The sequence below is a fragment of the Acinetobacter sp. ANC_7682 genome (assembly GCF_056779795.1).
Genome location: NZ_JBWYIQ010000005.1, coordinates 1 through 25,193 on the forward strand (window position 1 = coordinate 1; position 25,193 = coordinate 25,193).

General features: G+C 39.9%; 22 protein-coding genes. 7 read left to right on the forward strand and 15 right to left on the reverse strand.

Annotation, left to right across the window (positions count from 1 at the left end; all coding sequences use genetic code 11):
• Positions 1–53 precede the first annotated feature (53 nt).
• Positions 54–389: a hypothetical protein gene (locus AC1M9D_RS03080; protein WP_481611479.1), complete on the reverse strand. Its 336-nt coding sequence runs from the start codon at positions 387–389 to the stop codon at positions 54–56.
• A 131-nt stretch (positions 390–520) separates the two neighbouring features.
• Positions 521–3,415, reverse strand: coding sequence for a valine--tRNA ligase (locus AC1M9D_RS03085; RefSeq protein WP_481611480.1), 2,895 nt, complete (start codon positions 3,413–3,415; stop codon positions 521–523).
• A gap of 187 nt (positions 3,416–3,602) precedes the next feature.
• Between AC1M9D_RS03085 and AC1M9D_RS03090 the strand changes: the two genes are divergently transcribed.
• Positions 3,603–4,283: a hypothetical protein gene (locus AC1M9D_RS03090; RefSeq protein WP_481611481.1), complete on the forward strand. Its 681-nt coding sequence runs from the start codon at positions 3,603–3,605 to the stop codon at positions 4,281–4,283.
• 18 nt (positions 4,284–4,301) lie between these two features.
• Positions 4,302–5,108: an SDR family NAD(P)-dependent oxidoreductase gene (locus AC1M9D_RS03095; RefSeq protein WP_035266703.1), complete on the forward strand. Its 807-nt coding sequence runs from the start codon at positions 4,302–4,304 to the stop codon at positions 5,106–5,108.
• 162 nt (positions 5,109–5,270) lie between these two features.
• Here AC1M9D_RS03095 and AC1M9D_RS03100 read toward each other — a convergent pair whose 3' ends face one another.
• From AC1M9D_RS03100 to sdsA, 8 genes are all read right to left on the reverse strand, one after another.
• Positions 5,271–5,711: a YbjQ family protein gene (locus tag AC1M9D_RS03100; RefSeq protein WP_092766865.1), complete on the reverse strand. Its 441-nt coding sequence runs from the start codon at positions 5,709–5,711 to the stop codon at positions 5,271–5,273.
• A 9-nt stretch (positions 5,712–5,720) separates the two neighbouring features.
• Entirely contained in the window at positions 5,721–6,071 is a 351-nt protein-coding gene (locus AC1M9D_RS03105) for a YbjQ family protein (RefSeq protein WP_092766864.1), read from the reverse strand.
• A 98-nt stretch (positions 6,072–6,169) separates the two neighbouring features.
• Positions 6,170–7,621 (reverse strand): multidrug efflux RND transporter AdeIJK outer membrane channel subunit AdeK, encoded by a 1,452-nt coding sequence (adeK, locus tag AC1M9D_RS03110; protein ID WP_481611540.1) that lies wholly within the window; start codon positions 7,619–7,621, stop codon positions 6,170–6,172.
• Positions 7,621–10,797 carry an efflux RND transporter permease subunit gene (locus AC1M9D_RS03115; RefSeq protein ID WP_481611482.1) on the reverse strand — a complete coding sequence of 1,059 codons (3,177 nt, stop codon included), beginning with the start codon at positions 10,795–10,797 and terminating at the stop codon, positions 7,621–7,623. Before AC1M9D_RS03115 ends, adeK begins: the two co-directional genes overlap by 1 nt.
• A gap of 12 nt (positions 10,798–10,809) precedes the next feature.
• Entirely contained in the window at positions 10,810–12,051 is a 1,242-nt protein-coding gene (locus tag AC1M9D_RS03120) for an efflux RND transporter periplasmic adaptor subunit (protein WP_035267853.1), read from the reverse strand.
• The gene (locus AC1M9D_RS03125) at positions 12,051–12,686 is read right to left on the reverse strand and encodes a phosphatase PAP2 family protein (RefSeq protein ID WP_035267854.1); all 636 of its coding nucleotides are present in this window, start codon (positions 12,684–12,686) and stop codon (positions 12,051–12,053) included. The genes AC1M9D_RS03120 and AC1M9D_RS03125 overlap by 1 nt, the downstream gene beginning before the upstream one ends.
• 163 nt (positions 12,687–12,849) lie before the next feature.
• Positions 12,850–14,901, reverse strand: coding sequence for a site-specific recombinase (locus AC1M9D_RS03130; protein ID WP_481611483.1), 2,052 nt, complete (start codon positions 14,899–14,901; stop codon positions 12,850–12,852).
• Between the two features lie 23 nt (positions 14,902–14,924).
• Positions 14,925–15,902, reverse strand: coding sequence for an All-trans-nonaprenyl-diphosphate synthase (sdsA, locus tag AC1M9D_RS03135; protein ID WP_035267858.1), 978 nt, complete (start codon positions 15,900–15,902; stop codon positions 14,925–14,927).
• A gap of 407 nt (positions 15,903–16,309) precedes the next feature.
• On the opposite strand from sdsA, the gene rplU reads away from it, so the two are divergent.
• The 5 genes from rplU (at position 16,310) to serS (ending at position 20,094) form a co-directional block, all read left to right on the forward strand.
• Positions 16,310–16,621 (forward strand): 50S ribosomal protein L21, encoded by a 312-nt coding sequence (gene rplU / locus AC1M9D_RS03140; protein ID WP_035267860.1) that lies wholly within the window; start codon positions 16,310–16,312, stop codon positions 16,619–16,621.
• 19 nt (positions 16,622–16,640) lie between these two features.
• Positions 16,641–16,898, forward strand: coding sequence for a 50S ribosomal protein L27 (gene rpmA, locus AC1M9D_RS03145; protein ID WP_035267862.1), 258 nt, complete (start codon positions 16,641–16,643; stop codon positions 16,896–16,898).
• A 217-nt stretch (positions 16,899–17,115) separates the two neighbouring features.
• Positions 17,116–17,814, forward strand: a complete 699-nt coding sequence (gene lolA, locus AC1M9D_RS03150; protein ID WP_035267863.1) for an outer membrane lipoprotein periplasmic chaperone LolA — start codon at positions 17,116–17,118, stop codon at positions 17,812–17,814.
• A 110-nt stretch (positions 17,815–17,924) separates the two neighbouring features.
• The gene (locus AC1M9D_RS03155; RefSeq protein ID WP_481611484.1) at positions 17,925–18,710 is read left to right on the forward strand and encodes an RsiV family protein; all 786 of its coding nucleotides are present in this window, start codon (positions 17,925–17,927) and stop codon (positions 18,708–18,710) included.
• A 112-nt stretch (positions 18,711–18,822) separates the two neighbouring features.
• Positions 18,823–20,094, forward strand: a complete 1,272-nt coding sequence (serS, locus tag AC1M9D_RS03160; RefSeq protein WP_179997729.1) for a serine--tRNA ligase — start codon at positions 18,823–18,825, stop codon at positions 20,092–20,094.
• Between the two features lie 52 nt (positions 20,095–20,146).
• Here the strand turns inward: serS and AC1M9D_RS03165 are convergent, their stop codons facing one another.
• The 5 genes from AC1M9D_RS03165 to AC1M9D_RS03185 form a co-directional block, all read right to left on the reverse strand.
• On the reverse strand, positions 20,147–21,166 hold the full coding sequence (locus AC1M9D_RS03165) for an AraC family transcriptional regulator (RefSeq protein WP_481611485.1): 1,020 nt from the start codon (positions 21,164–21,166) through the stop codon (positions 20,147–20,149).
• Positions 21,167–21,322: 156 nt separating this feature from the next.
• Positions 21,323–22,165 carry a hypothetical protein gene (locus AC1M9D_RS03170; RefSeq protein ID WP_257219853.1) on the reverse strand — a complete coding sequence of 281 codons (843 nt, stop codon included), beginning with the start codon at positions 22,163–22,165 and terminating at the stop codon, positions 21,323–21,325.
• Positions 22,166–22,225: 60 nt separating this feature from the next.
• Positions 22,226–23,311: an LLM class flavin-dependent oxidoreductase gene (locus tag AC1M9D_RS03175; protein ID WP_179997731.1), complete on the reverse strand. Its 1,086-nt coding sequence runs from the start codon at positions 23,309–23,311 to the stop codon at positions 22,226–22,228.
• A gap of 30 nt (positions 23,312–23,341) precedes the next feature.
• Positions 23,342–23,863: a flavin reductase family protein gene (locus AC1M9D_RS03180; RefSeq protein ID WP_179997732.1), complete on the reverse strand. Its 522-nt coding sequence runs from the start codon at positions 23,861–23,863 to the stop codon at positions 23,342–23,344.
• Positions 23,864–23,908: 45 nt separating this feature from the next.
• Positions 23,909–25,159, reverse strand: coding sequence for a dienelactone hydrolase family protein (locus tag AC1M9D_RS03185; protein ID WP_481611486.1), 1,251 nt, complete (start codon positions 25,157–25,159; stop codon positions 23,909–23,911).
• Positions 25,160–25,193 lie beyond the last annotated feature (34 nt).

The window sequence follows — 25,193 nt, forward strand, 5'->3', positions numbered from 1 at the left end:
ACTAAAACGTTTAGCCATTTCTTGAATCTCCAAAGATTAAAGTTACGTTATCTTTAGAGGGACGTGCTGTCCATTATTTTGGCTAGGATCAGTTTGACTTCATCTAATGTTCTTCGAGCGATATCATCAATTAATTTTTCATCACGTTGATTTTCAAAAAAATCTGTTAATGATTTTAATAGCAATAAAGATACAGACAAAATTATTAAAGTTGGGATTAATGCATTTGATACATCTTTTCCTAATGAGTAAAAAGTCTTAGACCATGAAAAAGGATCAGAACTCAGAAGATATGAGAAAAATAAATAAAGACAAATTAGAACTATTGCCGAAATAAAACTAATAATCCCTAAAAATTTTTGAACTGTTTTTATAAATTCTGAATTCATACGCCTCTTTGTTAGATTAAATTTTTAGAGAGGTTATTTTATAGGCTTTAATATGTAATGCAATCGATATTAAAAATAAAGGGCTGAATAATCAGCCCTTTATACTAAAATTAAGTTAAATATTCATCTAATTAAAGCGCCGCAATCTGCTCCATATTCGCTTTAATCTTCGCTAATTGGTCAGCAAACTCAGCAAGTTTCGCTTTCTCACCGTCAACCACGGCCGCAGGTGCTTTCGCCACAAAACCTTCATTTGCAAGTTTAGTTGCGATTTGGTCATGCTGTTTTTGAACTTTGTCTAAGTCTTTTTGTAGACGACTCAATTCCGCTTTCGGGTCAATTAAGCCCTTCATTGGAACGAATACAGAGACATGACCCACTACACTTGATGAAGACAATGGTGGTTGTTCGCCATCAGCTAGGAAAGTAATGCTTTCAACTTTAGCCAATGCTTTAAACAATGGTTCAATACGTGCGATTTGTGCTTTTTCCGCCTCAGTTGTGTTTTGAAGTAGAACAGGCAATAAGCGAGCATTACCTAGACCCATCTCACCACGGATGTTACGTACAGCACCAATCAAACCTTGAAGCCATTGCATATCTGCTTCAGCTTGGTCGTTAATTAATGCTTGGTCAGCAACAGGGTACTGTGCAAGCATAATTGTTTCGCCAACAATGTTCAGTTTCGGCGCAAGTGTTTGCCAGATTTCTTCTGTAAGGTATGGCATCAATGGATGCGCTAAACGTAAAGATGCTTCCATCACAGAAAGAAGAACACGACGTACTTCAGCTTTACGCTCAACCGATACGTTTTCATCATTCAGAACAGGCTTAGTCAGCTCTACATACCAGTCACAGTATTCATTCCAAATGAACTCGTAAATCGCTTGTGCAGCCAAGTCTAAACGGTACGTTGCAAATGCTGTTTGCACTGCTTGTTCCGCTTTTTGTAGACGGCTTACGATCCATTGTTCAGGCAATTCCCAAAGGTCTTGACGAGCATCGATACCAATCACTTGCTCTTCGCAGTTCATCATCACGAAACGAGTAGCGTTCCAGATTTTGTTCGCAAAGTTACGGTAGCCTTCAACACGTTTCATGTCGAACTTGATGTCACGACCAGTGTTTGCAAGCGCACAGAATGTGAAACGAACCGCGTCTGTACCGTAAGATTGAATACCTTCAGGGAATTCTTTACGAGTTGATTTTTCAATTTTCGCCGCTTGTTTCGGGTTCATCAAACCTGTTGTACGTTTTTGTACTAAAGTTTCAAGATCTACACCGTCAATCAAATCTAATGGGTCAAGCACGTTACCCTTAGATTTAGACATTTTCTGACCTTCGCCATCACGTACCAAACCGTGTACATACACAATTTTGAACGGAACTTGCGGTGTGCCATCTTCATTTTTCATGAAGTGCATCGTAAGCATAATCATACGTGCAACCCAGAAGAAGATGATGTCAAAACCTGTCACCAACACATCAGTCGGGTGGAAAGTATTTAAGAAATAGTTTTCTTTATCTTTCTCTGCATCGCCTGTCCAACCTAAAGTTGAGAATGTCCACAGACCAGATGAGAACCATGTATCTAATACGTCTTCATCTTGATCGAGTTGAACATCAGCAGGAATGTTGTTTTTCGCACGAACTTCTTCTTCGTTACGACCTACGTAAACATTGCCTTCCGCATCGTACCAAGCAGGGATACGGTGACCCCACCACAATTGACGCGAGATACACCAGTCTTGAATGTTGTTCATCCAAGCCATGTACATGTTGCTGTACTGCTCAGGTACAAACTTGATACGACCATCTTGAACCGCTTCAATCGCAGGTTGTGCAAGTGGCGCAATTTTCACATACCATTGGTCTGTCAATAATGGCTCAACGATTACACCTGAACGGTCACCACGAGGTGGTTTAAGTGTGTAAGGTTGAATTTGGTCTAACCAGCCTTCAGCTTCTGCTTGTTCAACCAATTTTTTGCGTGCTTCAAAACGTTCTAAACCAATGTAGTCCGCAGGGGCAGGAATGGTTTTAGAAATTTGTTCACCCGCTTTCGAGATATATTCAAACTCAGCCAACACTTCAGCATTTTTGTTGAAGATGTTGATGATTGGCAATTCGCAGCGTTTACCTACTTCATAGTCATTAAAATCGTGCGCAGGGGTGATTTTTACACAGCCTGTACCGAATTCTTTGTCTACATATTCATCTTTAACGATTGGAACCGCACGACCTGTAATTGGTAGGATGATGTTTTGACCTACCAAGTGTGCATAGCGTTCATCATCAAGCGCAACCGCAACGGCTGTATCACCTAATAATGTTTCAGGACGAGTGGTTGCAACAACGATGTGATCTTTACCATCGTGGGTACGAAGTGATTTGTCTTCAAAGAAGTATTTGAAGTGCCACAATGAACCTTGTTCTTCTTTATCAGACTCAACTTCAAGGTCAGAAAGGGCAGTTTGTAATTTAGGATCCCAGTTAACAAGGCGTTTACCACGGTAGATCAAACCATCTTCGTGAAGTTTTACAAACACTTCTTTCACAGCATTTGATAAACCTTCATCCATGGTAAAGCGTTCACGTGACCAATCAACAGACGAACCTAAACGACGAATTTGACGGGTAATATTACCGCCAGATTGTTCTTTCCATTCCCATACTTTTTCGATGAATTTATCACGACCCAAGTCATGACGGCTTACGCCTTGCGCACCTAACTGACGCTCTACAACCATTTGCGTTGCGATACCCGCATGGTCAGTACCTGGTTGCCAAAGCGTGTTAAAACCTGACATACGCTTATGACGTGTCAAAGCATCCATGATGGCATTGTTAAAACCATGACCCATGTGCAAGCTACCAGTGACGTTTGGTGGCGGAATCATGATACAGAAAGACTCGCCTTTTTCAGACGGCTTAAAGTAACCGCGTTCTTCCCAAGTTTGGTACCATTTTTTCTCGATCTCGGTCGGATCGTAGGTTGTAGCAATATTTTGCGCTGAATCAGTCATAGTTCGAACAGATCAAAAGTAGATAAAAAATTGCATCTATTGTAGCAAAAAAAATGCATGGAGAGGCACGTTAAGCAAATGCATTCTCGTTTCAAATCCCACACAATCGAACAGTAATTGATTTTGAATAACACTAAAGCCAGCGTCAACTCGCGGAATCGGCCTGACAATAAAGGATAACAATCGCATGACCTATACTATTTCTTTGCGCTTACAACCTGAAACTTATCAGCAATATCAAACCATTCACCAAAAACTCAATGCAGGAGATCGTGAAGCGCAAGCTAAAATTCTTGGAGATAATCTGTCCAAAATTGCTTGTGAGATTATTGATCAAGCCTTTGGCACACTGGTCAAAGATTCTAATGCAAAGGATCAAGACTCAGCAAAAGTATTGAAACAAGTGCAAGATGCAATCTTGAAATACATGCCTTGGTCGGTATCATTTTTTGGTAATGATCGCTTAATGCCTATGGTGAATCATGTACAAAGTTTGATGTATGAACAAGATGGAAAATACTATATTTCATACCCAGTTGAAAAAGTTATTGTGAATGAGTTACTGGGCTGTGCAGAACGTATGCGTGAAGGTCAAAATCAATATGTTGCTCCTGGCTTTAAAGCCTTCACTAAAGTGGTTGATCAAGGCGTTACGAGCTTAATTCGTGAACCTAAAAAAATGCTGAAATTTAATATGGTGGTGGATAAAACCTTAAATGGTGTGATCAGTCTGACCACAGGATTAGGGTATAAGCGATTTGAAAATTTAAGCAAAATTCATGATGCACAAAGTATCGTGAAGTACTTTGACCATTTTCTGGTTTTTCTTGATAATGAAGGACAGCAAAAAGCAAAATTAAATGCTTAAACCATAAGGATAAAGGGAATGGCAAAGTTGGAACAGCTTGATCAGAAAGTGGTGTGGATTACAGGTGCATCATCGGGTCTTGGTAAAGCGTTGGCTGCTGAATGTGCCAGTTTAGGGGCACAGGTTATTTTGACGGCTCGTCGTTTTGAAGAGCTGGAAACGGTAAGGCAGTCTTTGGCACACCCAGAACGACATATTTCCATTAAAGCGGATATCACAGATGAATCACAAGTTCGTCATGCTTATGAACAAGTTCTCCAACAAAAAGGACGTATTGATTGGTTAATCAATAATGCAGGTCTATCACAACGTGCATTAATTAAAGACACGACCATGCAAACTGAACGTGCGATCATGGAAGTTGACTATTTCTCTCAAGTCTTTTTAACCAAAACGGTTTTGCCGACTTTTCAGCAACAAAAGTCAGGACGAATTGCCTTTATCTCAAGTGTCGCTGGTTTATTGGGCACACAATATCGTGCGACTTATTCGGCAGCCAAAGGTGCGATTCATATGTGGGCGAATAGCTTACGTGCTGAAGTTGCGCAAGATGGTGTGGGTGTCTCGGTAATTTTCCCAGGATTTGTGAAAACCAATGTATCCTTTAACGCTTTAAACGGTGAGGGAAAGCCCCAAGGTTATCAAGATGAGGCCATTGAAAATGGTTTAGAAGCAGAGGAATTTGCTAAACAAACCGTACAGGCATTATTGAAAGGGGATGAGTATATTGTCGTGGGTGGGGCAAAAGAAAAATTAGGCGTCTTTATTTCACGGTTATCACCAGCAATACTGTATCGAATGATCCGAAAAATGAAAGTAAAGTAATTTTTAATGATCGTGACCCGCGTATCGATGAGAAAAATTTTATCAACTATGTCTGGTTTTCTATCTCAATGATCATGCGAGCGATAAGGGGTTTGAAGACTCCTCAAGCAAAGTGTACGGCTTGAGTGACTACTACATACCTGTAAAGAAAAAGAGAGACTTTTAGTCTCTCTTTTGTATAGCAGTTCCGTAAGCGAATACTTCAACCATTCCACCTTGAAGACCTAAATCTGTGGTGCTGAGTCTTAACCCTAAGATTTCAGTTGCGCCCATTTTTTCTGCTTCAAGTTTAAGTCTAACAATAGCTTCACGTCTTGCACGTTCAACAATACTTTCATAACTGCGTAAGCGTCCACCAAAGAAATTTTGGATTTGCGCAAGTACAAACTTAAAATAATCATGCGAAATCACAACATTACTGCTGATCATTTGTCCATGGTTTTCAGAAGTTTTAAAACGCTGACTATCTAACTTGATATAAGCTAAGCGCGCTTCTTGTTCATCAAGTTGCTTAAGATGCTTTTGTTCATTATAGCGACCAAATCCAAATCCAATACAAAATAGGATGAGAAAGATGACCACCTGAAAAATGATACCATCCATAACGAATCCTTAAGAGGTGAATGGATCAGGAATTTTAGGTGCATTCGGTGTGACATACACAGCTGTGCCATAAACAAATAATTCGGAAGCACCTTGGGTAATATTGGAAGTTGAGAAACGAATTCCGACAATCGCATTCGCCCCTAAGCCACGTGCTTTATCAATCATACGATTCATTGCTTCTTGACGAGACTCTTCAAGTAATTCCGTGTATGCGGTGAGTTCTCCACCGACGATATTCTTAAGTCCTGCGAGTAAATCACGCCCGACGTGTTTACTTCTGACGGTACTGCCATATACCACGTCAAATTGTTGTTGAATTTGATGACCAGGTACAGATTCTAAATTACTTAACAGCATGTGATTGAAGTCGTTATAAAAAGGATAATTAATGACAAAATATCAGTATTTGGGACAATAAAAAAGCCCACCGAGGTGAGCTTTGTTTAAACAAAAAATTACTTCTTGTCGTATTTTAAATCTGAGCTTGAAGGCTGATAAATCACTTGATCCGTAGTATTGGTTTTTAAGCCACCACCGAGTGATTTATAGAGCTCGATTTGGTTGTTAAGGTTCGCTTGTTCAAGCAGCAATAAACCTTGCTCAGCACTATACGATGTACGTTGCGCATCTAATACAGTTAAGAAACTGTCAATACCAGCGCGGAAGCGGGCATTTGAGAGTGTGTAGGTTGTATTGGTCGCATCAACTAAACGGCGTTGTGCAGTTAAACGTTCACCGATATTTTGACGCACTGCCAAAGCATCATTCACTTCACGGAACGCAGATTGAATTGATTTTTCATAATCAGACAATGCGATCTGTTGCTGTGTTTCAGAGACTTTAATATTGGCACGACGTGTACCCCAGTCAAAGATTGGTATATCTAGACTAGGACCAACAGACCAAACAAAAGCGCCAGACTTGAATAAATCACTTAAGTCTGTTGATGCATAACCTGCTGAACCTGTGAGGCTAATGGTTGGGAATAAACGCGCTTTTGCAGCACCGATATTCGCACCAGCCGCACTTAGCTGATATTCAGCCGCTTTAACATCTGGACGGTTGTTGAGTAGATCACTTGGCAAACCAGCCGCAAAAGCAGTGGTTGATGTCACACGTGTGATTCTCTCTTTAGGCAATAAATTGTCAGGTAGTGGTTGACCTACAAGGAGGTTTAACGCATTAACCGCTTGTGCAATTTGAGTCTTGTATTCAGCAACATCGCCACGTGCCGTCTCAACAGAAACTTGAGCCTGACGAAGCGGAACTTCACTGTCGATTCCCACATCAAAACGTTTTTTGTTGAGATTGTAAGATTCAAGTTGAGCTTTCAGCGTCTGTTCAGCGAGCTTAAGATTCGCTTGCGCATATGAGTAAGCCAACCAAGCTTGAGCTGTTTGGCTAATCAAGGCTATTTGAGTGGCATCACGTGCGCTTGCAGTTGAAAGATAAGTGTCTAGGGCATTGTCTTTCAAGCTTCTAACACGACCCCAAAAATCAATTTCATAAGCCGTTAAACCTAAACCTACATTATAGGTTGTTACTGGGCTTGGCGAATTGACCGTGTCTTGTCGTAAAACACCACCACTTGCACCAATCGTAGGCAATTGATTGTTTTGGCTGATTTGAAATTGTTGACGTGCTAATTCGATATTTAGCGTCGCTTTACGAAGATCACGGTTATTTGCCAAGGCTAAATCCAAAACTTGGATTAAGCGTTGATCTACAAAAAAATCCTTATAACCTTGCTCAGCAATAGATGGACCAGAAGCATTGCCAAGATAACTTCCTGGAATATTGGCTTGAGTGACCGGTTCTGGACCACGCATGCTTTGACATGCTGTCAAAGCAAGCGCAATTGCAGATACCGCAATGCTACGACCTGTAATAGACCATACGTTTTGCATCACGAAATTTGCTCCTGTTTATTTTGTTTTGGTTTTGTTTTAAAGATACTTCGGATCCATACGTAGAACACTGGAATAAAGAAGATCCCTAAAAGTGTTGAGCTGATTACACCACCAAGTACACCATAACCCACGGAATGTTGACTTCCTGCACCTGCGCCAGAAGCGAGAGCTAGAGGAAGAACACCAAAACCGAAAGCCAATGTGGTCATAATGATTGGACGCAAACGCATTTTCGCGGCATGCAAGGTTGCTTCGAAGAGTTCTTCACCTTGATCTTGAAGCTCTTTCGCAAATTCTACAATCAAGATCGCATTCTTCGCGGACAAACCAATCACGGCAATAATCGCCACTTGGAAGTAGATGTTATTTGAAAGGTTTGGATCTTTCAAAATAATCATTCCCAAGAATGTTAAGGCAAGTGCACCAACAATACCCAATGGCACAACCATGAGTACAGAGAATGGGATAGACCAACTTTCATATAAGGCTGCCAAGCAAAGGAAGACAATCAATAACGAAAGAGCATAAAGGAATGGTGCTTGTGCGCCAGACTCACGTTCTTCGAGAGATAAACCTGTCCATTCGTAATCGAAGCCTTGTAAGCCCATTGAAGGAAGCTTCGCAATGATTTCTTCAACCGCGGCCATTGCATCACCCGAACTCACACCTGGAGCTGGAGTACCTGTGATGTTCATGGAAGAAACACCGTTATAACGCTCTAAACGTGGAGAACCATAAGTCCATTCGCCTGTTGCGAACGCTGAGAATGGAACCATCGTACCTTGGTTATTGCGTACATACCACTTGTCTACGTCTTCAGGCATCATACGAGAGCTCGCTTCACCTTGGACATACACTTTTTTCACACGACCACGATCGATGAAGTCATTGATGTATGTACCACCCCATGCCATACCCATCGTACTATTGATTTCAGCAATGCTGACTCCCATAGCACCTGCTTGAGCATGATCGACGATGACACGATATTGAGGCGTATCTTCTTGTCCGTTAGGACGAACACCTGTTAAGCGCTGATCTTGAGAAGCTAAACCCAGTACAGCATTACGTGCTGCTAATAATTGCTCGTGACTTTGACCTGCAGCTGCTTTTAACTGTAGGTTAAAGCCTGCACTCACGCCCAACTCTGGCATTGCTGGAAGTTGAAGAGGCATGATATAGCTGGCATCCTTCACAATCATATTCAGTGCCATACCACGTTGGATAATTGCACCGACCTGAGATTCAGGAGAGGTACGGTCTTTCCAGTCTTTCAACTTAATGAAGGCAAGACCCGCATTTTGACCAATACCCGTGAACGAGAAACCAGCAACACTAAATACAGATTCAACATGTTCTTTCTCGTTGTTGAGGAAGAAGCCTGTCATTTGATCAATTGTTTTACCCGTGCGTTCAAGCGTTGCATTTGGTGGTAGCTGAACGAGAGTCATCACCACACCTTGGTCTTCATCTGGTAAGAATGAAGAAGGAAGGTTGACAAATAACCAGCCCATCACAGCAATCACAACACCATAGACCAATCCTGCAAATAGCTTGGCATGTGTTAAACGGTTTACGCCGTTTTGATATTTCACCGAAATTTTGTCAAAACCATTGTTAAACCAACGGAAGAAACGGGCAAAAATGTTATTGCTTTGAGGTTTGTTGGCATCATGTTTTTTCAACATGGTCGCACACAATGCAGGGGTAAAGGTTAATGCAACAATCAATGAAAGAATCATTGCTGTAACGAGCGTGATAGAGAACTGACGATAAATTACACCTGTCGTACCCCCCATGAATGCCATAGGAACGAATACTGCAGTTAAGACAGAGGTAATACCAATCAATGCACCAGAGATCTGTCCCATCGACTTTTCAGTCGCTTCCACAGGCTCAAGATGCTCTTCTGCCATCACACGTTCAACGTTTTCTACGACGACAATCGCATCATCCACCAGAAGACCAATGGCGAGAACCATAGCGAACATGGTTAATGTGTTGATCGAGAATCCGAACATGTTGATCACGGCAAATGTACCCAATACAACCACTGGAACAGCCATTGTTGGAATAATAGTTGCACGCCAGTTTTGTAGGAACAAGAACATGACCAAGAATACGAGGATAATCGCTTCAATTAAGGTTTTCACAACACTTTTAATTGAGAGCTCAATAAATGGTGTTGTATCAAATGCAAGTTTGTCCACCATACCTGTTGGGTAGTTTGGACGTAATTCTTTTAAACGATCTTCAATCGCTTGGGCTGTATCTAATGCGTTTGCACCCGTTGCCAAACGAATCGCTACACCACCTGCAGGTTGACCATTAAATTTAGAGTCAAATGCATAGTTATCTGCACCTAATTCAATTTTTGCGACATCACCTAAACGAACTTGTGCACCATTTGGTGAGTTCTTAAGGAAAATATTTGAAAATTGTTCAGGTGTTTGTAAAAGACTTTGAGCAGTTACAGTCGCATTTAAAACTTGACCTTGTACAGAAGGTGCACCACCTAACTGACCAACCGCCACTTGCGCATTCTGAGTTCTTAATGCATTTGCAATATCACTTGGTGTAACTTGCAAGTTGGCCATTTTGGATGGGTCCATCCAAATTCGCATAGCATATGAACCACCAAATACTTGCACTTCCCCAACACCAGTCACACGGCTAAGTGGTTCAGAGATATTTGAGTTTACATAGTCTTTAATGTCATTTGCATCTAATGCATCTGACTCAGAATAAAACGCAATAACTTGTAAGAAGCTTGCGCCAGACTTGGTAACTTTTAAACCTTGACGTTGTACGTCTTCAGGCAAAAGTGCAGTCGCTGATTGAAGTTTATTTTGAACTTGTACCTGAGCAATATCAGGATCGATACCTTGTTCAAAGTTTAGTGTAATGGAAGCTTGTCCATTACCAGCACTGTTAGATGAGATGTAACGTAACCCATCCAAGCCATTCATTTGTTGTTCAATAATTTGCGTTACTGTGTTTTCAACAGTTTCAGCAGATGCACCCGGATATGTTGCAGAAATCGATACCGTTGGTGGTGCAATCGTTGGGTATTGCGCAATTGGCATCTTGGTGAGGGATAAAATACCCGCCAACATGATGACCAATGCAATCACCCAAGCGAAAATTGGGCGATGGATAAAAAAGTGAGCCATTCAGTCTACTCCTTATGCATTTGAAGTAGCTTTTTGTTCAGATTGAGCTGCTGGCTTTGCTTGTTGACCATCTTTGCCGGCTTGAGGTGCTGCAGCTTGAGGTTGGTAAGGTTTAGCTACAACTTGTTGTTCAGGTTTAACTTTCGCCACACCATCTACAATGACCTTGTCACCTGTATTTAGACCTTTGGTCACAATCCAATCTTTACCTTGAACACCTGCAGTCTCAATTGGACGTACTTCAACTGCACCTTTCGCATTCACGATCATCGCAGTCGCTTGACCTGTTGGTGTACGAGTCACAGCCGCTTGAGGCACTAAAATCGCATTAGGAATTACACCTTGCACAATTTGAGCATTAGTGAACATTCCTGGCAATAATAATTGGTTCGGATTTGAGAACACAGCACGTAGGGTAACTGTCCCTGTTTCTGGATTTACACTTGCATCAGAGAATGCAAGATTACCTTCAATAGGGTAAATGCTGCCATCTTCAAGTTTTAAACGAACTTTAGTATTGTTGCTGCGGTCGATGCTACCTTGACTCAACTGTTGACGTAAGCGAAGAAGCTCTGCACTTGATTGGTTGATATCAACATAGATTGGATCAAGCTGTTGGATTGTCACCAATGCTTCAGGTTGATTAGCCGTTACTAATGCACCTGCAGTCACACTAGAGCGGCCTGATTGCCCTGAAATGGGTGAACGAACAGTAGAATAACCTAAGTTAATCTGCGCGTTTTTCACCGCTGCTTCTGAAGCTGCAACATCTGCTTGTGCCAATTTTACTTGTGCTTGTAGATCATCAAATTCTTGCTTAGACACAGCATTGATACCGACAAGTTGGCGATAACGGTCAGCTTTAACTTGAAGAGCATTGAGATTGGCTTTTTGACGAACTAAGGCTGCTTTTGCACTGTCTAGGTTCGCACGGTTGGTATTTGCGTCAATTTCGTACAGAGGTTGTCCTTCACGCACAAAACTACCTTCAGCAAACAGACGCTTTAAAATCACACCGCTTGCTTGCGGACGTACTTCAGAAATTTGATAGGCTGAAGTTCGACCCGAAAGCTCGACAGTTTGTTCAACACTTTGTGGTTGAGCAACGATGACACCAACTTCAGTTGGCGGCATTTGCTGTTGTGCAGCGGCTTGCTCTGCATCTTTTGGATCTTTGCTACAACCCACAAGTGCAATACTTGTTGCAAGAGCACAAGCAGTGAGGGCAGGGGCCCAAAGCTTTGCCGACATCATTATTCCACCTCGTTAGATTTTTCTCTAAAAATAATTGTTTGCTTTGCTATCCGTTGTGATAGGACTAACCACAGTATAGTCAGCCATATCAACGCAATACTCCAACCTGCAACAACATCTGTCGGGTAATGAGCACCGAGATAAACCCGTGAAAAACCCATACCAACAAACCATATACAGGCAGCGACGAAAATGATTCTACTTTGATGATGGTTTCGAAAGATCATGATCATCAAACCAGCAATCACTGCTGCATAGAGACTATGTGCGCTTGGAAATGCGGCTCCATAAGTTTCAACGATTTGATAAATTGCATTTGGACGAGGTCGGTCGAAAGCATATTTGAGTAACCAGCCAAGACAGGCACCACCAACGAGACCAAGTGAGATAAATAGACAGTTAGCATATTGTTTTAATCGCCATTGCTGTAAGGTCCAAATCGCCACGCACATCAGCATGATCGGTAAACCGCCAACATGAGACAATAAAACCGCAATTCCATCTATGAGGGGATTGCGGTGTTGACTCATCCATGAAACAGCAGTGAGATCGAGCTGTTGTATCGTTGGAATATAGATTCCTATACTACTTATCGTTATTCCTAAACAACCTATTAAAATCAGTAAGTAAGGCATATAAAATAACCTGAGTTATATTATAGTCGCATACATTTATTGCATGAATGCGTCAAAGTGTACTCGCCAGTACACTTTTTTTCAAGTCAGTGTAAAAGCATAATTTATAGTAATTTCATTACAATGTGCATCTTATTTTTAGCACAAAAAATAACACAAATATCTAATGAGAAGATTTCTTTGGTGAAATTGGATCTTCGACCTCTAAAGGTTGTTTTGGGGGCCAGAAAAAGTCCATTGGTCGTGTAACAAAGTGAGTAAATACTAATTTTGCCAGAGGTTTCCATTGTTCAAAACGAACACGTCGTGCGCGTAATGCCACAATAATAGTGAGACTAAAGCTGACAAATAAGTTGGTCAAACCAATTAATAATACACCAAGGAATGAAACAATAATGAGCCCTATTTCAGGTGTGCCATTGATACTCAATAGGCCCTGTATAAAGTTTGCTGAAGCAAAGGCAATATGGCGAATATCTAAAGGCAGACCAAGAATAAAACCAATTGTCCCCATGCTGCCTAGCATGATTCCGAAAAGGAAATTCCCGGCTAGTGCGCCTAAATTACGTTCAATATAGTTTGCAAACTTTTCCAGTCTGTCAGCACCTAGCCAGTTTTTTAAGCGATGATGTGCTTTTAAGCGAGGTCCGACTTTACGATACACTGCCATGTTGTCGAAGTAACCTGCGATCAAACCAGATAAAAATAGACATACACCTGCAATAGCTGCATGTGGTACTGCGAGGGATGTAAAAGGATTTAAACTATGAAGTAAATATGTTGCTTTACTGTGATTGAGTAATTGTTCACCCAAAATCAACGGCCACATCATGGTGATCAATGCTGCAACCGGGATTGCAATGGAAATATTGCCGAGAATAGCGACAAACTGCGTACGGATAATATTGATAATCAGTGCAGCAAGTTCTGCGATTTGTGCAGTTCGAGACCCTTTCTTTTGTTGAACTGTCGCGGCTAGGGCAGCTGCAGTCATAGCAGGTTGTTTGGTTGCAACGGTAAAATGCAGTACATGGATTAACATGAAACCTAATGCATAGTTCATGCTATACGCGAAGGCTTGCATGATAGGTGCCATGGCGATGCGCGCAGTGAGAATCTTCAAGGTCGCCATGATAGCGATAATGATGCCTGCACCTGCGGCTGATTTGTACATACTGAAGAAACCAGCTTTATTGGTACTTACATAATGTTCGCCTGTTTTACTGGCATTTTCAGTGACTTGTAATGCGATTAATTCACTGTTTGTTTTTAAAAGCTCTCGAACACTTCGCTCCTCATAGTGAGCCGCAACTAAATCTTGACATAACTCAGCTAGTGCTAAGTATTGAACTTTTCCAGTTTCAGTCAATAAGTTCAATAATAGTTCAATACGATCTAAACATTGCTCAAGCAAAGACAATAAATAAGTGAGACTTAAACTTACCCCAATTCTTTTCGTAGCACGACGAATCTTCAAAACAACATCGCGACACTGCTCAATCATCACCAAAGCTTGGTTGGCGTCGGGTACGACCATAGCAGTAAGATCATCAGCTTCACTATAATGTTTTTTGTATAGCTCAATAAATTCAATGATTTCGCGATTCTGCACCAAAAAAGGTGACTCATATTCAGTCAGTTCTGGTTGTGCATTAATAAACTCAGGATAAAGTCCAATACCGCTGATACGGTAAGATAAAACTGTAATGGCTTTAATCATGTCGCGTTTGATGCCAAATTTTGCATCTAAGCTGCCATTACTTTGATTGACAATCTGAAAAAACTGAATCCATTGCTGATCTTCAATATTTTCTAGCCAATATTTATCGCTACGTAAATGAAAGACACGGAAGACTAAATCTTTTAGATCAGTTTCATCGGTCAAAAGGGGAAGAACATGCGCTCCCATTCGTTGACCCAACTGATTCCAAAAACCATCTAGAGAAAGAATCCCACTGTCCGCATAAATAGTGGTTTGTTTATAGCGATTGATCAGATGAACGATATAGGCTTGAAAAGTGGTGGCAGCAGTCGGCGTAATTAATAACGCTTGTATCAACGCCTGAAATTTTTGATTAATTTCTTCTAGGTTATAACTGTCTGATGGACGGATGCGATTAACGAGTTCAATGAGTATGTTTTCGTCTGGAGCAGCTTGATGATGGTCAAGTTGCTCCTGCATTTGTTTAAAAAGATCATTAAAGTTTATATGCATACGCAAATTTTTTTAGTTGAAGTTTATTGGATTCGATCTAATGCTAATTGCGCCAAATTATCAAGCGCTTGACGATAAATACTTTCAGGCAGTTGTAACAATGCCTCACGAGCTGCTGTAGTTTCTTCAACAGCACGTTCGCGACAGTAATCTAGTGCACCAGAGTTTTGAACAATCTGAATCACTTGATCCAAATGTTCAGTCCCACCTGTAGTGATGCTACGACGGATAATATCGTGCTCTGCACCAGAAGTTTTTTGTAGAGCAGCAATCAGTGGCAGTGTTGGCTTACCTTCCATTAAGTCATCGCCAATATTTTTACCAAGTGTTTCTGCGTCAGAGGTGTAATCGAGTATGTCATCTATGATTTGAAATGCATTCCCGAAATGACCTGCGTATTTTCTGAGTGCTTCACGATATTGATGTTGATTGGCAAGAATCGCAGCGCCTTCAGTCGCCAATTCAAACAAACGAGATGTTTTGCCGTGAATAATGTCTAAATACGTCGCTTCAGTGGTTTCAGGCTGATGTTGAGATTGCAGTTGAAGTACTTCTCCTTCAGCAATTTCACATGTTCCTGTTGAGAAGTCTTTTAATAACACCATATTGTTCAAATCTACGAGCAAATCGAACGCTCTAGAAATGAGAAAGTCTCCAACGAGGACAGCGGTTTGGTTATTCCATGTTGCATTCGCTGTAGGACGACCACGGCGTAACCCAGACTCATCTACGACATCATCATGTACCAGTGTAGCGGTATGCAGCATTTCAATAATTGCAGCTAACTTTTGGGCATGCTCTAGGTTGGTTTCACCGCAAGCGCGAGCAGCCAATAAACACATAATAGGACGCATGCGTTTACCACCTGCCTCAACCACATGTTTGCTGACTGACATCACCAAAGCAACTTTAGAGCTGATTCCTTCATTAATAAGTTGGTCCATCGCAGCAAAGTCTGTAGCAACAGGTGCGAGAATGTCTTGCTTAAAATCGATGGCCATAACAATGAAGTCCTTATACAAACAGTAGATGTTACTCAGCTAGTGTAACAATTTAAGTGAAAGTTTTGGTCGCTTTGCCACATGAATATGCATGATTTTCTTAATGTTGTTCAGTTTCTATTCATGTTTGTGATTTAATCTTCATAATACCAATAAAACTTGATACGTTATTTGATATTCGAAGTAGTTCATTTTGTGAATAAATATAGTTTAATCAATCAGCAAATTGTTATTTTCATGTAAGAAATAGATATTTCGGGATGAAAGTTAACTTTTAGACAAAAGACCTTGTTGTTTATTTCATTATCACTTAAAATCCTTGCCCTTGAATAACCCCCAGTGGCGTTCGTTTTAAGATCGATATATTCCTTTATCGGCACGACGACACGGGCCTGTTGGAGTACATTATGTACGCAGTAATCCAAAGCGGTGGTAAACAACACCGTGTTGTTGAGGGTGAAACCCTTAAAGTTGAATTATTGAAAGCTGAAACTGGTTCTACTATTACGTTTGATGACGTATTAATGTTAGTGAACGGTGATAGCATTCAAATTGGTGCTCCAGTTGTTGCTGGTGCTAAAGTAACTGCTGAAGTAGTTAGCCATGGTCGTCACGACAAAATCCGCATCATCAAAATGCGTCGTCGTAAACACTATCGTAAACAACAAGGTCACCGTCAATGGTTCACTGAGTTGAAAATTACAGCTATTTCAGGCTAATTACGAGGAGTAAATAGACATGGCAACTAAAAAAGCCGGTGGTTCGACACGTAACGGTCGTGACTCAAATCCTAAAATGTTAGGTGTTAAAATGTTCGGTGGTCAAGCTGTGACTGCTGGTAACATTATCGTTCGTCAACGTGGCACAGAGTTCCACGCTGGTGCTAACGTTGGTATGGGTCGTGACCATACTTTATTTGCTACCGCTGATGGCGTGATCAAATTCGAAGTTAAAGGTCAATTTGGCCGTCGTTATGTATCTGTTGAAACTGTATAAGTTTTATCAGGCATAACCAAAAAACCCACTCTTGAGTGGGTTTTTTTATATCTGAAAGAAAGTTTTTGAACTGAAGTGAATCTTCATCATGATGAAGCATTTTCAACAATTTAGCTAAATAACAATACAAAAGTTCTTATTTTCTCAATTATTAGCGATCAAATTTGGTTTAAGATGACTCCATATCAAATGATGATCAATAACAAAAGGTGGGATCATGACAATGCTTCGTAAAACGATTGGTGCAATTACAATGAGTGCTGCAATGATGGCACCAGTCGCAAGCACTCAAGTTTTCGCAGCGCCAGTGGCTGCTTCGGAGCAACAAGCGACCGCAAACTTGGTTCGTCAATTAAACGGAATAAAAAGTTTAACGGCAAATTTTGAACAAACAACGAAAGCAACTAAATCTAGTAAAGCACCACAAAAACAAGGTTTGAGTGCTCAACATATGAATCAGACTTTTACTGGGGTGATGAAAGTTGCTCGTCCAGGTAAGTTCTATTGGGAAACTACAGCACCAGCAAAACAAACAATTGTGACTTCTGGAAAGATGATTTGGATCTATGACCCAGATCTACAGCAGGCAATTCGTCAAAATATGGATGAGCAAGTTGCCAATACACCAGCATTATTATTGTCTGGTAATACCAACCAAATTATGCAGTCATATCGTGTAACACAGCCCAATAAAGCTAAAACTTATTACACGTTATATCCTAAGCAGAAAGATGGAGCCTTTCAGAGTCTGACCATTAGTTTCGGTGCAAATAAAGCGCCAAGTTTAATGATTTTAGAAGATTCATTAGGACAAACTACACATGTTAAATTTAGTAATGTGAAAGTGAATGCAGGTATTCCGGATTCAACATTTAACTTTACACCGCCTAAAGGCACAGACATTATTGACCAATAATATAAAAGCAGCGTTTATCGCTGCTTTTTTTAACTACAAATTTCAACTGAATTCATGTCAGCTAGAATTTATAGTCTCTGTGTTAAACACTCATTTTTATTGGAGGCTATATGCTAAAACACATGAATCGGTTTGGAAAATTGAGTGTTATTTGTGCATCAATGATCATGTTAGGCGCTTGTCAGCCTAAATCTGATGCAGAAACTAAAAAAAGCAATGAGACTACTGCGCAAGCAAAACAATCAGAATCTTGGTATATCGAATCGAAGAACGTCGAATTAAAGCCTAAACAGAAGCAAGTATGCGATGAGGCAGGGTGTACAGAATATTCATTCCAAACGGTTGAAACTAATCATCCGTGGATTAATACGTATTTTAAAAATCGAATTGAAAAAGCAGACCCTATCCCATTTCAATCGGCTACTAAGAACACAGAGACAAGAACTGTGGATCCGCTGAAGTTGAGTCAGAGTCAGACTGTGGTACGTTATTTAAGTCAACATCAGAATATAGCGAGTTTTGAATATCTGAGCTATGTATATCCTGCTGGTGCAGCACATGGGATGTACCACAAAGAATATGTTCATTTCGATTTAAAAACTAAAAAAAGAATAGCACTACAAGATTTAATTGTGAAAGGTCAAAATAAAAAGCTATTAGAAACACTTTATAGTGCTAATAGTATGTGGCTTACAGATCACAATATTGAACAAGATAAACTCGAATTAAGTGACAATTTCTATTACGGAGTTGATGGTATCGTCTTTGTTTATCCGCTGTATGAACTCGCGTCCTATGCTGAAGGAATGTCTGAACTCACTTTACCTTATGTGAGTGTGAATGGTTTGATACAGTCAGAATATCTTCCAAACCTACCCAAACTCGCTGCTGAGTAATTGACTCTATTTTAATTTGATTCAATAAGCTTCAGCTGTCAGCGCTTCGACTGTATTTTTTTCAACGAAGCGCTTACACTATAGGCAGTTTTTTTCCCTGAAAAGATTAACCATGATCGACCCGAAATTACTTAGAAATAATATAGAGGCTGTAAATTTAGCCTTAGCTAAACGTGGCGTGCAACTCAACGTAGAAGAATGGGCATCTTTAGAGGCTCGTCGTAAAGAAATTCAGTCTAAGACTGAAGCTTTACAAGCAGAACGTAATTCGGGTGCTAAACAAGTTGGTCAAATCAAAAAAGCAGGTGGTGATGCCTCTGAAATCATGGCTCGTATGAGCGCGATCGGAGATGAAATTAAAGCCGCTGAGCTTGCGTTAACAGAACTACAAGCTGAAATTGAAGCAAAATCACTTTCTATTCCAAACCTACCTCATGAGTCGGTGCCAGAGGGCAAAGATGAGAATGACAACGTTGAAATTTTAAAATGGGGTACGCCTCGTGAATTCAACTTTGAAATTAAAGATCACACTGATCTTGGTGAGTGGATGGGTGGACTCGAGTTCGAAACAGCGACTAAGTTAACAGGTACTCGTTTCAGTGTGCTCAAGGGTCCGCTTGCACGTTTACAACGTGCACTAACGCAGTTCATGTTAGATACACATACATTGAAAAATGGCTATACAGAAGCTTATGTACCGTATTTAGTGAATGCTGATTCATTACGTGGAACTGGTCAGTTGCCTAAATTTGAAGAAGATTTGTTCAAGCTTCAAGGTGACAAAGAATATTACTTGATCCCAACTGCTGAAGTGCCTGTGACCAACTTTGTGCGTGATGAGATTATTGATCCTGAGCGTCTACCATTGAAATATGCTGCTCATACACCTTGTTTCCGTAGTGAAGCTGGTTCTTATGGCCGTGATACACGTGGTTTGATTCGTCAGCACCAATTTGACAAAGTAGAAATGGTTCAAATTGTTAAACCTGAAGACTCTATGCAAGCATTGGAAGAGTTAACAGGGCATGCTGAGGGTATTTTACAGGCGCTTGGATTGCCATATCGTAAAATCATCTTATGCGGTGGTGATATGGGCTTTGGTGCAACGAAGACTTATGACTTAGAAGTTTGGGTACCAAGCCAAAATACCTATCGTGAAATTTCATCGTGTTCAAACATGGGGGATTTCCAGGCTCGTCGTATGAAAGCTCGTTACCGTGCTGATCAAAAGAAAACAGAGTTTGTTCATACTTTGAATGGTTCAGGTTTAGCAGTTGGTCGTACTTTGCTCGCGGTGATGGAAAACTATCAACGAGAAGATGGTTCGATTGAGATTCCTGAAGTCTTACGTCCTTATATGGGTGGACAAAGTTTTATCGATTAATCGATAAAACACAAAAAAGCTAACTCAATTGAGTTAGCTTTTTTTGCGTGTTTTAATGAATGAGTTGAGCACTGCCTGTTTGCCTTTCAATAATTTTTTTTAAGGTCTCACTCGGTTTTTCCCCAAATGCATCTTTATACTCAAGTGAAAAACGACCTAAATGTGTAACACCCCATTTATAAGCAATTTCAGTAATATTAATTTTATGCGTAGACTGTGAAATTTCATTATAAATACATTTAAGTCGGTAATGGCGTATATAAGCATTTGGACTGCATTTTAAATATTTTTTGAAAATTGTATTCAGCTTTTTCTTGCTTAATCCAGATGCATATTCTAAATCTGAAATTTCAATTTTTTGATGTATATTTTTTTGTATGAATTCTAACAAGCGAGTAAAGAAGTCAGGATAATCTAAAGTATTTTTATAAATTAAATCACTATAGTTATTGGGTTGAGATAATAATAATGACTTCACGATAATATATTCAAAATCTGAGCGCATTTCTTGAAAAAATGAAGTATTGGTAAAATTGTTTGTGAAATTTTTAATACTGTCTATTAAATCCCACCATGCTTTAATTTTTGGGTTGTTTTGATCCATCACATTTTGAAATACCAAAGCTTCGGTAACTGGTTGAGAGATTAAATCTGAAAGTATTTTTTCAACAAAAGTCTTTGAAAAAGAAATGAATGTTTGCACACAGTCTTTGTCAATAATTAGTTCAAATTTATCTTCAGGTGAAACAATGGATGCTTGATCATAACAGGCGTAAAAAGTTTGACCATCTTTTTTAAATAGTGGTCGCCCATTTTTAGGGCGCGTTATACAAAAGTGGTTCATATTTTCATGCGTATGCGTTTTGAAAATTACATCTTTACCATATGTTAAATCCCCAATAATCATACGACCGATTTGTGATCCATGAAAACTAAAATCCAATGGTTCATATTGATTAAAATCGACTAAATCATGTGGGCCAATGATTAAATCAAGACAATGGTTGGCATCATGAATATTCTGCGTATGTGATTGAATCGTAGAAATAGACCTATGTTGCTGGCTATACATAAATACCTCTATCCTTAGCTTGCTTATCATTACTTATGCAAAAATCAATCCATGATTTTGCTTTTTTTGTTTTATCTCAAATAAATAAATTAATCTAAAATAGCAGAATATAAAAATACTCTTTTGGTACTAAATTAGATTAATTTGATATGTTATTTAAAAGTGGTAAGCAACACGTAACATAGGGCTACTCGCGGTCGCTCCTGAACCAGCAACACCAGATGCATCATTACCATATTTATTTTTCCAGTATTGATAAGCAATCCCAGCTTTCAATTTTGGTTGATTGGCAGATTTATCTTTGAGTAAAGAATACATTAAAGACATGTCTACAAAGATTTCGCTGGCGGTAGGCTCACCAAAAGGATCTTTCCCTTTGGTACTCATCCAAACACCTATGCCTTGATAATTCCAATTCGATTGCATAATAGGAAAATCCCAAAGCACTTGAAGTGCTAAGTAAGGATCATAGGTATATTTTTTACTCAGTACATTAGCATCATTGCTCTCGTAATAGCCTAGCAAACTGAGATTAAGATAGCCTGGTGTATTTAATGTAACACTTGGACCAGCAACATACATTTGTCGATTTGAACCATAATCATCATTCTTTGTATTCCAGTCAAAACCTACTGTAAAACCATATGTCTTGAACCAACTAGAATCATTCAGTTTGTGTTGCGTGATACTTGGGATATCTAAGGTATGACGATAAATTGCATATGCCTCTTGAGCTCCTCGACCAGAAGCTTTGTTTGCATTTGGTTCAGCTGAGGATTGATGCATATTGAGTTGAAAAAAATTGGTGCCATATTTATAGCCGCTTAGGTGTACAAGACTAAAAATATATTTGTCAAAATCACCGTCTTTAAATGGTTCTGAGAAATCTTGACCATAACTGACAGCCAGTGAAGTATCACTCCAATTTGCCGCTTGAACTGCAGTGCCTAATGCAAAGCAGATTGATCCAGTGAATAACCCCTTTAAAATATAATTCACAGCTAAATTCCCTCTTAAAATAAATAAGCCGACAGTGAAACTGTCGGCTTAAGTGGTGGATTAACGAATATTATGCTTTTCCAAAATTGGTAAAACATGATCACGGAAATACGGAAATTCGCGGCTATAATCGAGGAATGAAAGAGTCGTTCCTCTAAAACCAGCTTCATGTAAATCTAAAATACCTTGCGCGACTTGTTCAGGTGTACCGACTAATGGAAAGCCACCATGGCCTACACTCATTGCATCACGAATGGATTGTTGAACCTCTTTTGGGAAACTTTGAGCATGTGCAAACATTAAGCTCATCAGATTGTCAACGGCGACAGTATCAGCATTGTTTAATTGACGATCCCATTCTGCTTTGGCTTCCTCTTGTGTAGGTCTGCAAATGACATGGGAGAAGGTCATCACATTGACTTCTCGGTTTACGTCGCGACCTGCTTGTTTAAGCTCATCAATTTCAATCTTGCTTCTGCCCAAGTCTGAAGCTGGTGTAAAAAGAAAGTCCGCATTATTAACGGCAAATTCACGTCCATTTTTTGAACCAGCAGCATTGAAGATAGGCGGATGTACAAGTGGTTTTGGTTTTCCATAAGTTCCTTTGGTTTTGAAAAACTTACTTTCAAAATCAAATTTTTCTTCACTGGTCCATACTTTTTTAATCAGGTCATACCAGTCTTGTGCATAACCATAACGAGTTTCGTGATCATCAGGTAAATGTAGACCGAGTGCTTCATATTCAGGTTTATTCCAGCCTGCAACGATGTTGAGTCCAATACGACCTTGACTAATCTCAGATAGCGTTGCAATTTGCTTGGCAACTACAACTGGATGATTGGGGACGGTCTGAATTGTCGCAAAAACTGTAATGTCTTTGGTTAAAGCCAATAATGCGGCCGCCCAGGTCATGGTCTCTAAAATTGTTCCTTGAAAGTCTGTTTCACCGCCATAGCCTGTAAAGCGAGCAATCGGTAACATGAAGTCGATACCAGCTTCATCTAGCATTTTTCCAAGTTCGAGATTCTTTTCCCAGCTCGCACTCCATCGATCTTCAAGAGTTGAAATGGTCATTCCACCTGAGCAGTTAGAAGCAAATGAGCCGAGTAGAAAGCGATTATCATTGAAAAAGTGATGTTGATTCATTTTAAAAAATCCTTAAATTTCGTGAATTCGCTATACACCAGCAAATGCTTGATGAAGATTTGCTTGTTTATATTGCCCGTTATGGAACACCAATGGATTTCCAAGCTGATTACGGCAGGCTTCAATTTGTCCCACAATAATGTAGTGATCCCCAGCTTCATGAAGCTCATACTGACGACAAACAAAAGTGGTTAAGGATTTATTTAGAATGGGGATGCCCATATACTCATCAACGTCATCTAAGCCTTCGAATTTGTCATCAGAAGATTTTGAGAAATGCTTAGACTCTTGATACTGATCTTCACTCAAGATATTGATGGCAAAATATTCTGCCTGTTTGAAATCTTCGAAATGTGTCGCAGATTTTGCGATGTTCCATAAAATTAAAGGTGGATCAAGCGATACAGAAGTAAATGAGTTCGCTGTCATTCCAATTTTTTTATGATTTGAATCTAATGCAGTTACTACTGTAATCCCAGTTGCATACTGACCTAAGAGTTGTCGTAACGAGCGTTGCTCCAACTGTATTACAGGTGTCATTTCATTTAACATGATCATAATCCTTCATCTTAATTCTGATTGTCAGAATGAGTTCCTTTATTCGCCAATCGGTTTATTTTCACTGGATGGCCAAGTTGGCATCAGTTCATTTGAGGGTAAAGTTTCATCTAAAAGTTTCTTGGCAGTTTCAACACCTGCAACAGGTAGTCCAGTTGGATCTAATACGCCAATTTGCACCAGTAAACTTGCCTGATCCCAATAGATATGCTCATGACATAGTTTCGGTCCACGGAACTTGATAATGCCGAGCATTGGAATCTCTACATATTTTCCCGTCGGTTTAATTCCAGGAATTAACCAATCAATTTCCTCATCATGAGTAAAACTCATAATGAATTCATCAACGACTTGAGTTGCGCCTACAGTTCGTGAAATAGGCGTCAGTTTCATATCTTTCGGATTGTTATGAACAAAATGGTATTGATAGAAGCGAGCTAATTGTTTGTAGCCGACGCCACCTGTCAATGTTGGAATGTGATTGACATAAGGCTCTGCCACCATTGTTGCCATCGTGTCTGGAACATTTCGAGTGTCAAATTCAAATCGAACATGCTCTTCCCATAGCGCAGCGAGGTCGTAATTTGGTCCTATTGCTTTGCGTAAAGCTGTAATGGTTCTTTCATGTGCCATGAGTGCACTAGGCTTGTGATAATGCATACTCTGTGGGCGAGCAAAGGCATGATCGACATCTGGATAAATATATGTTTCAACTTTTGAGCTGTTTTGCAGAGCAAGTAGGATTTGATCACGAGTGTTAGAATCACAGAACTGATCTTGTTCAGCAAAATGAAGTACCAGTTTGGATTGAATGTTGACTGCTTCTTCTAGGTTTTGCTCGATTCCTACACCATAGTAAGAAACAGAACAATTTAAATCTGGAATGCGGCAAGCTGCGAGATATGCCAATTTACCGCCTAGGCAGTATCCGACCAATCCAGTACCTGCATCTTGATCAACTGTTTCAAGGGATTTGAGTTTTTCAATTGTAGATTTGATATCTTCAATACCCAGATCTTGATTAAATTGAGTATATAAGTCATATGCTTTTTGAAAGTCTTCTTCGGTATAACCGAGTTCTACATTAGGTTGAATACGCCAAAATAAATCAGGAACAATAACTGTATAACCTTCTTCAGCCAAAAAGTCTGCCTTTTGACGCATAACTTCATTAACACCGAAAATTTCCTGACATAACACAAGACCAGGACCTTTACCTGCTTCAGGTACTGAAAGATATGCTTTAAACGAACCTGCTGATGAATGTACATCAATATATGAACCAGCCATCTCGATAATCTCCTTTACTGTTGAACTTATCATC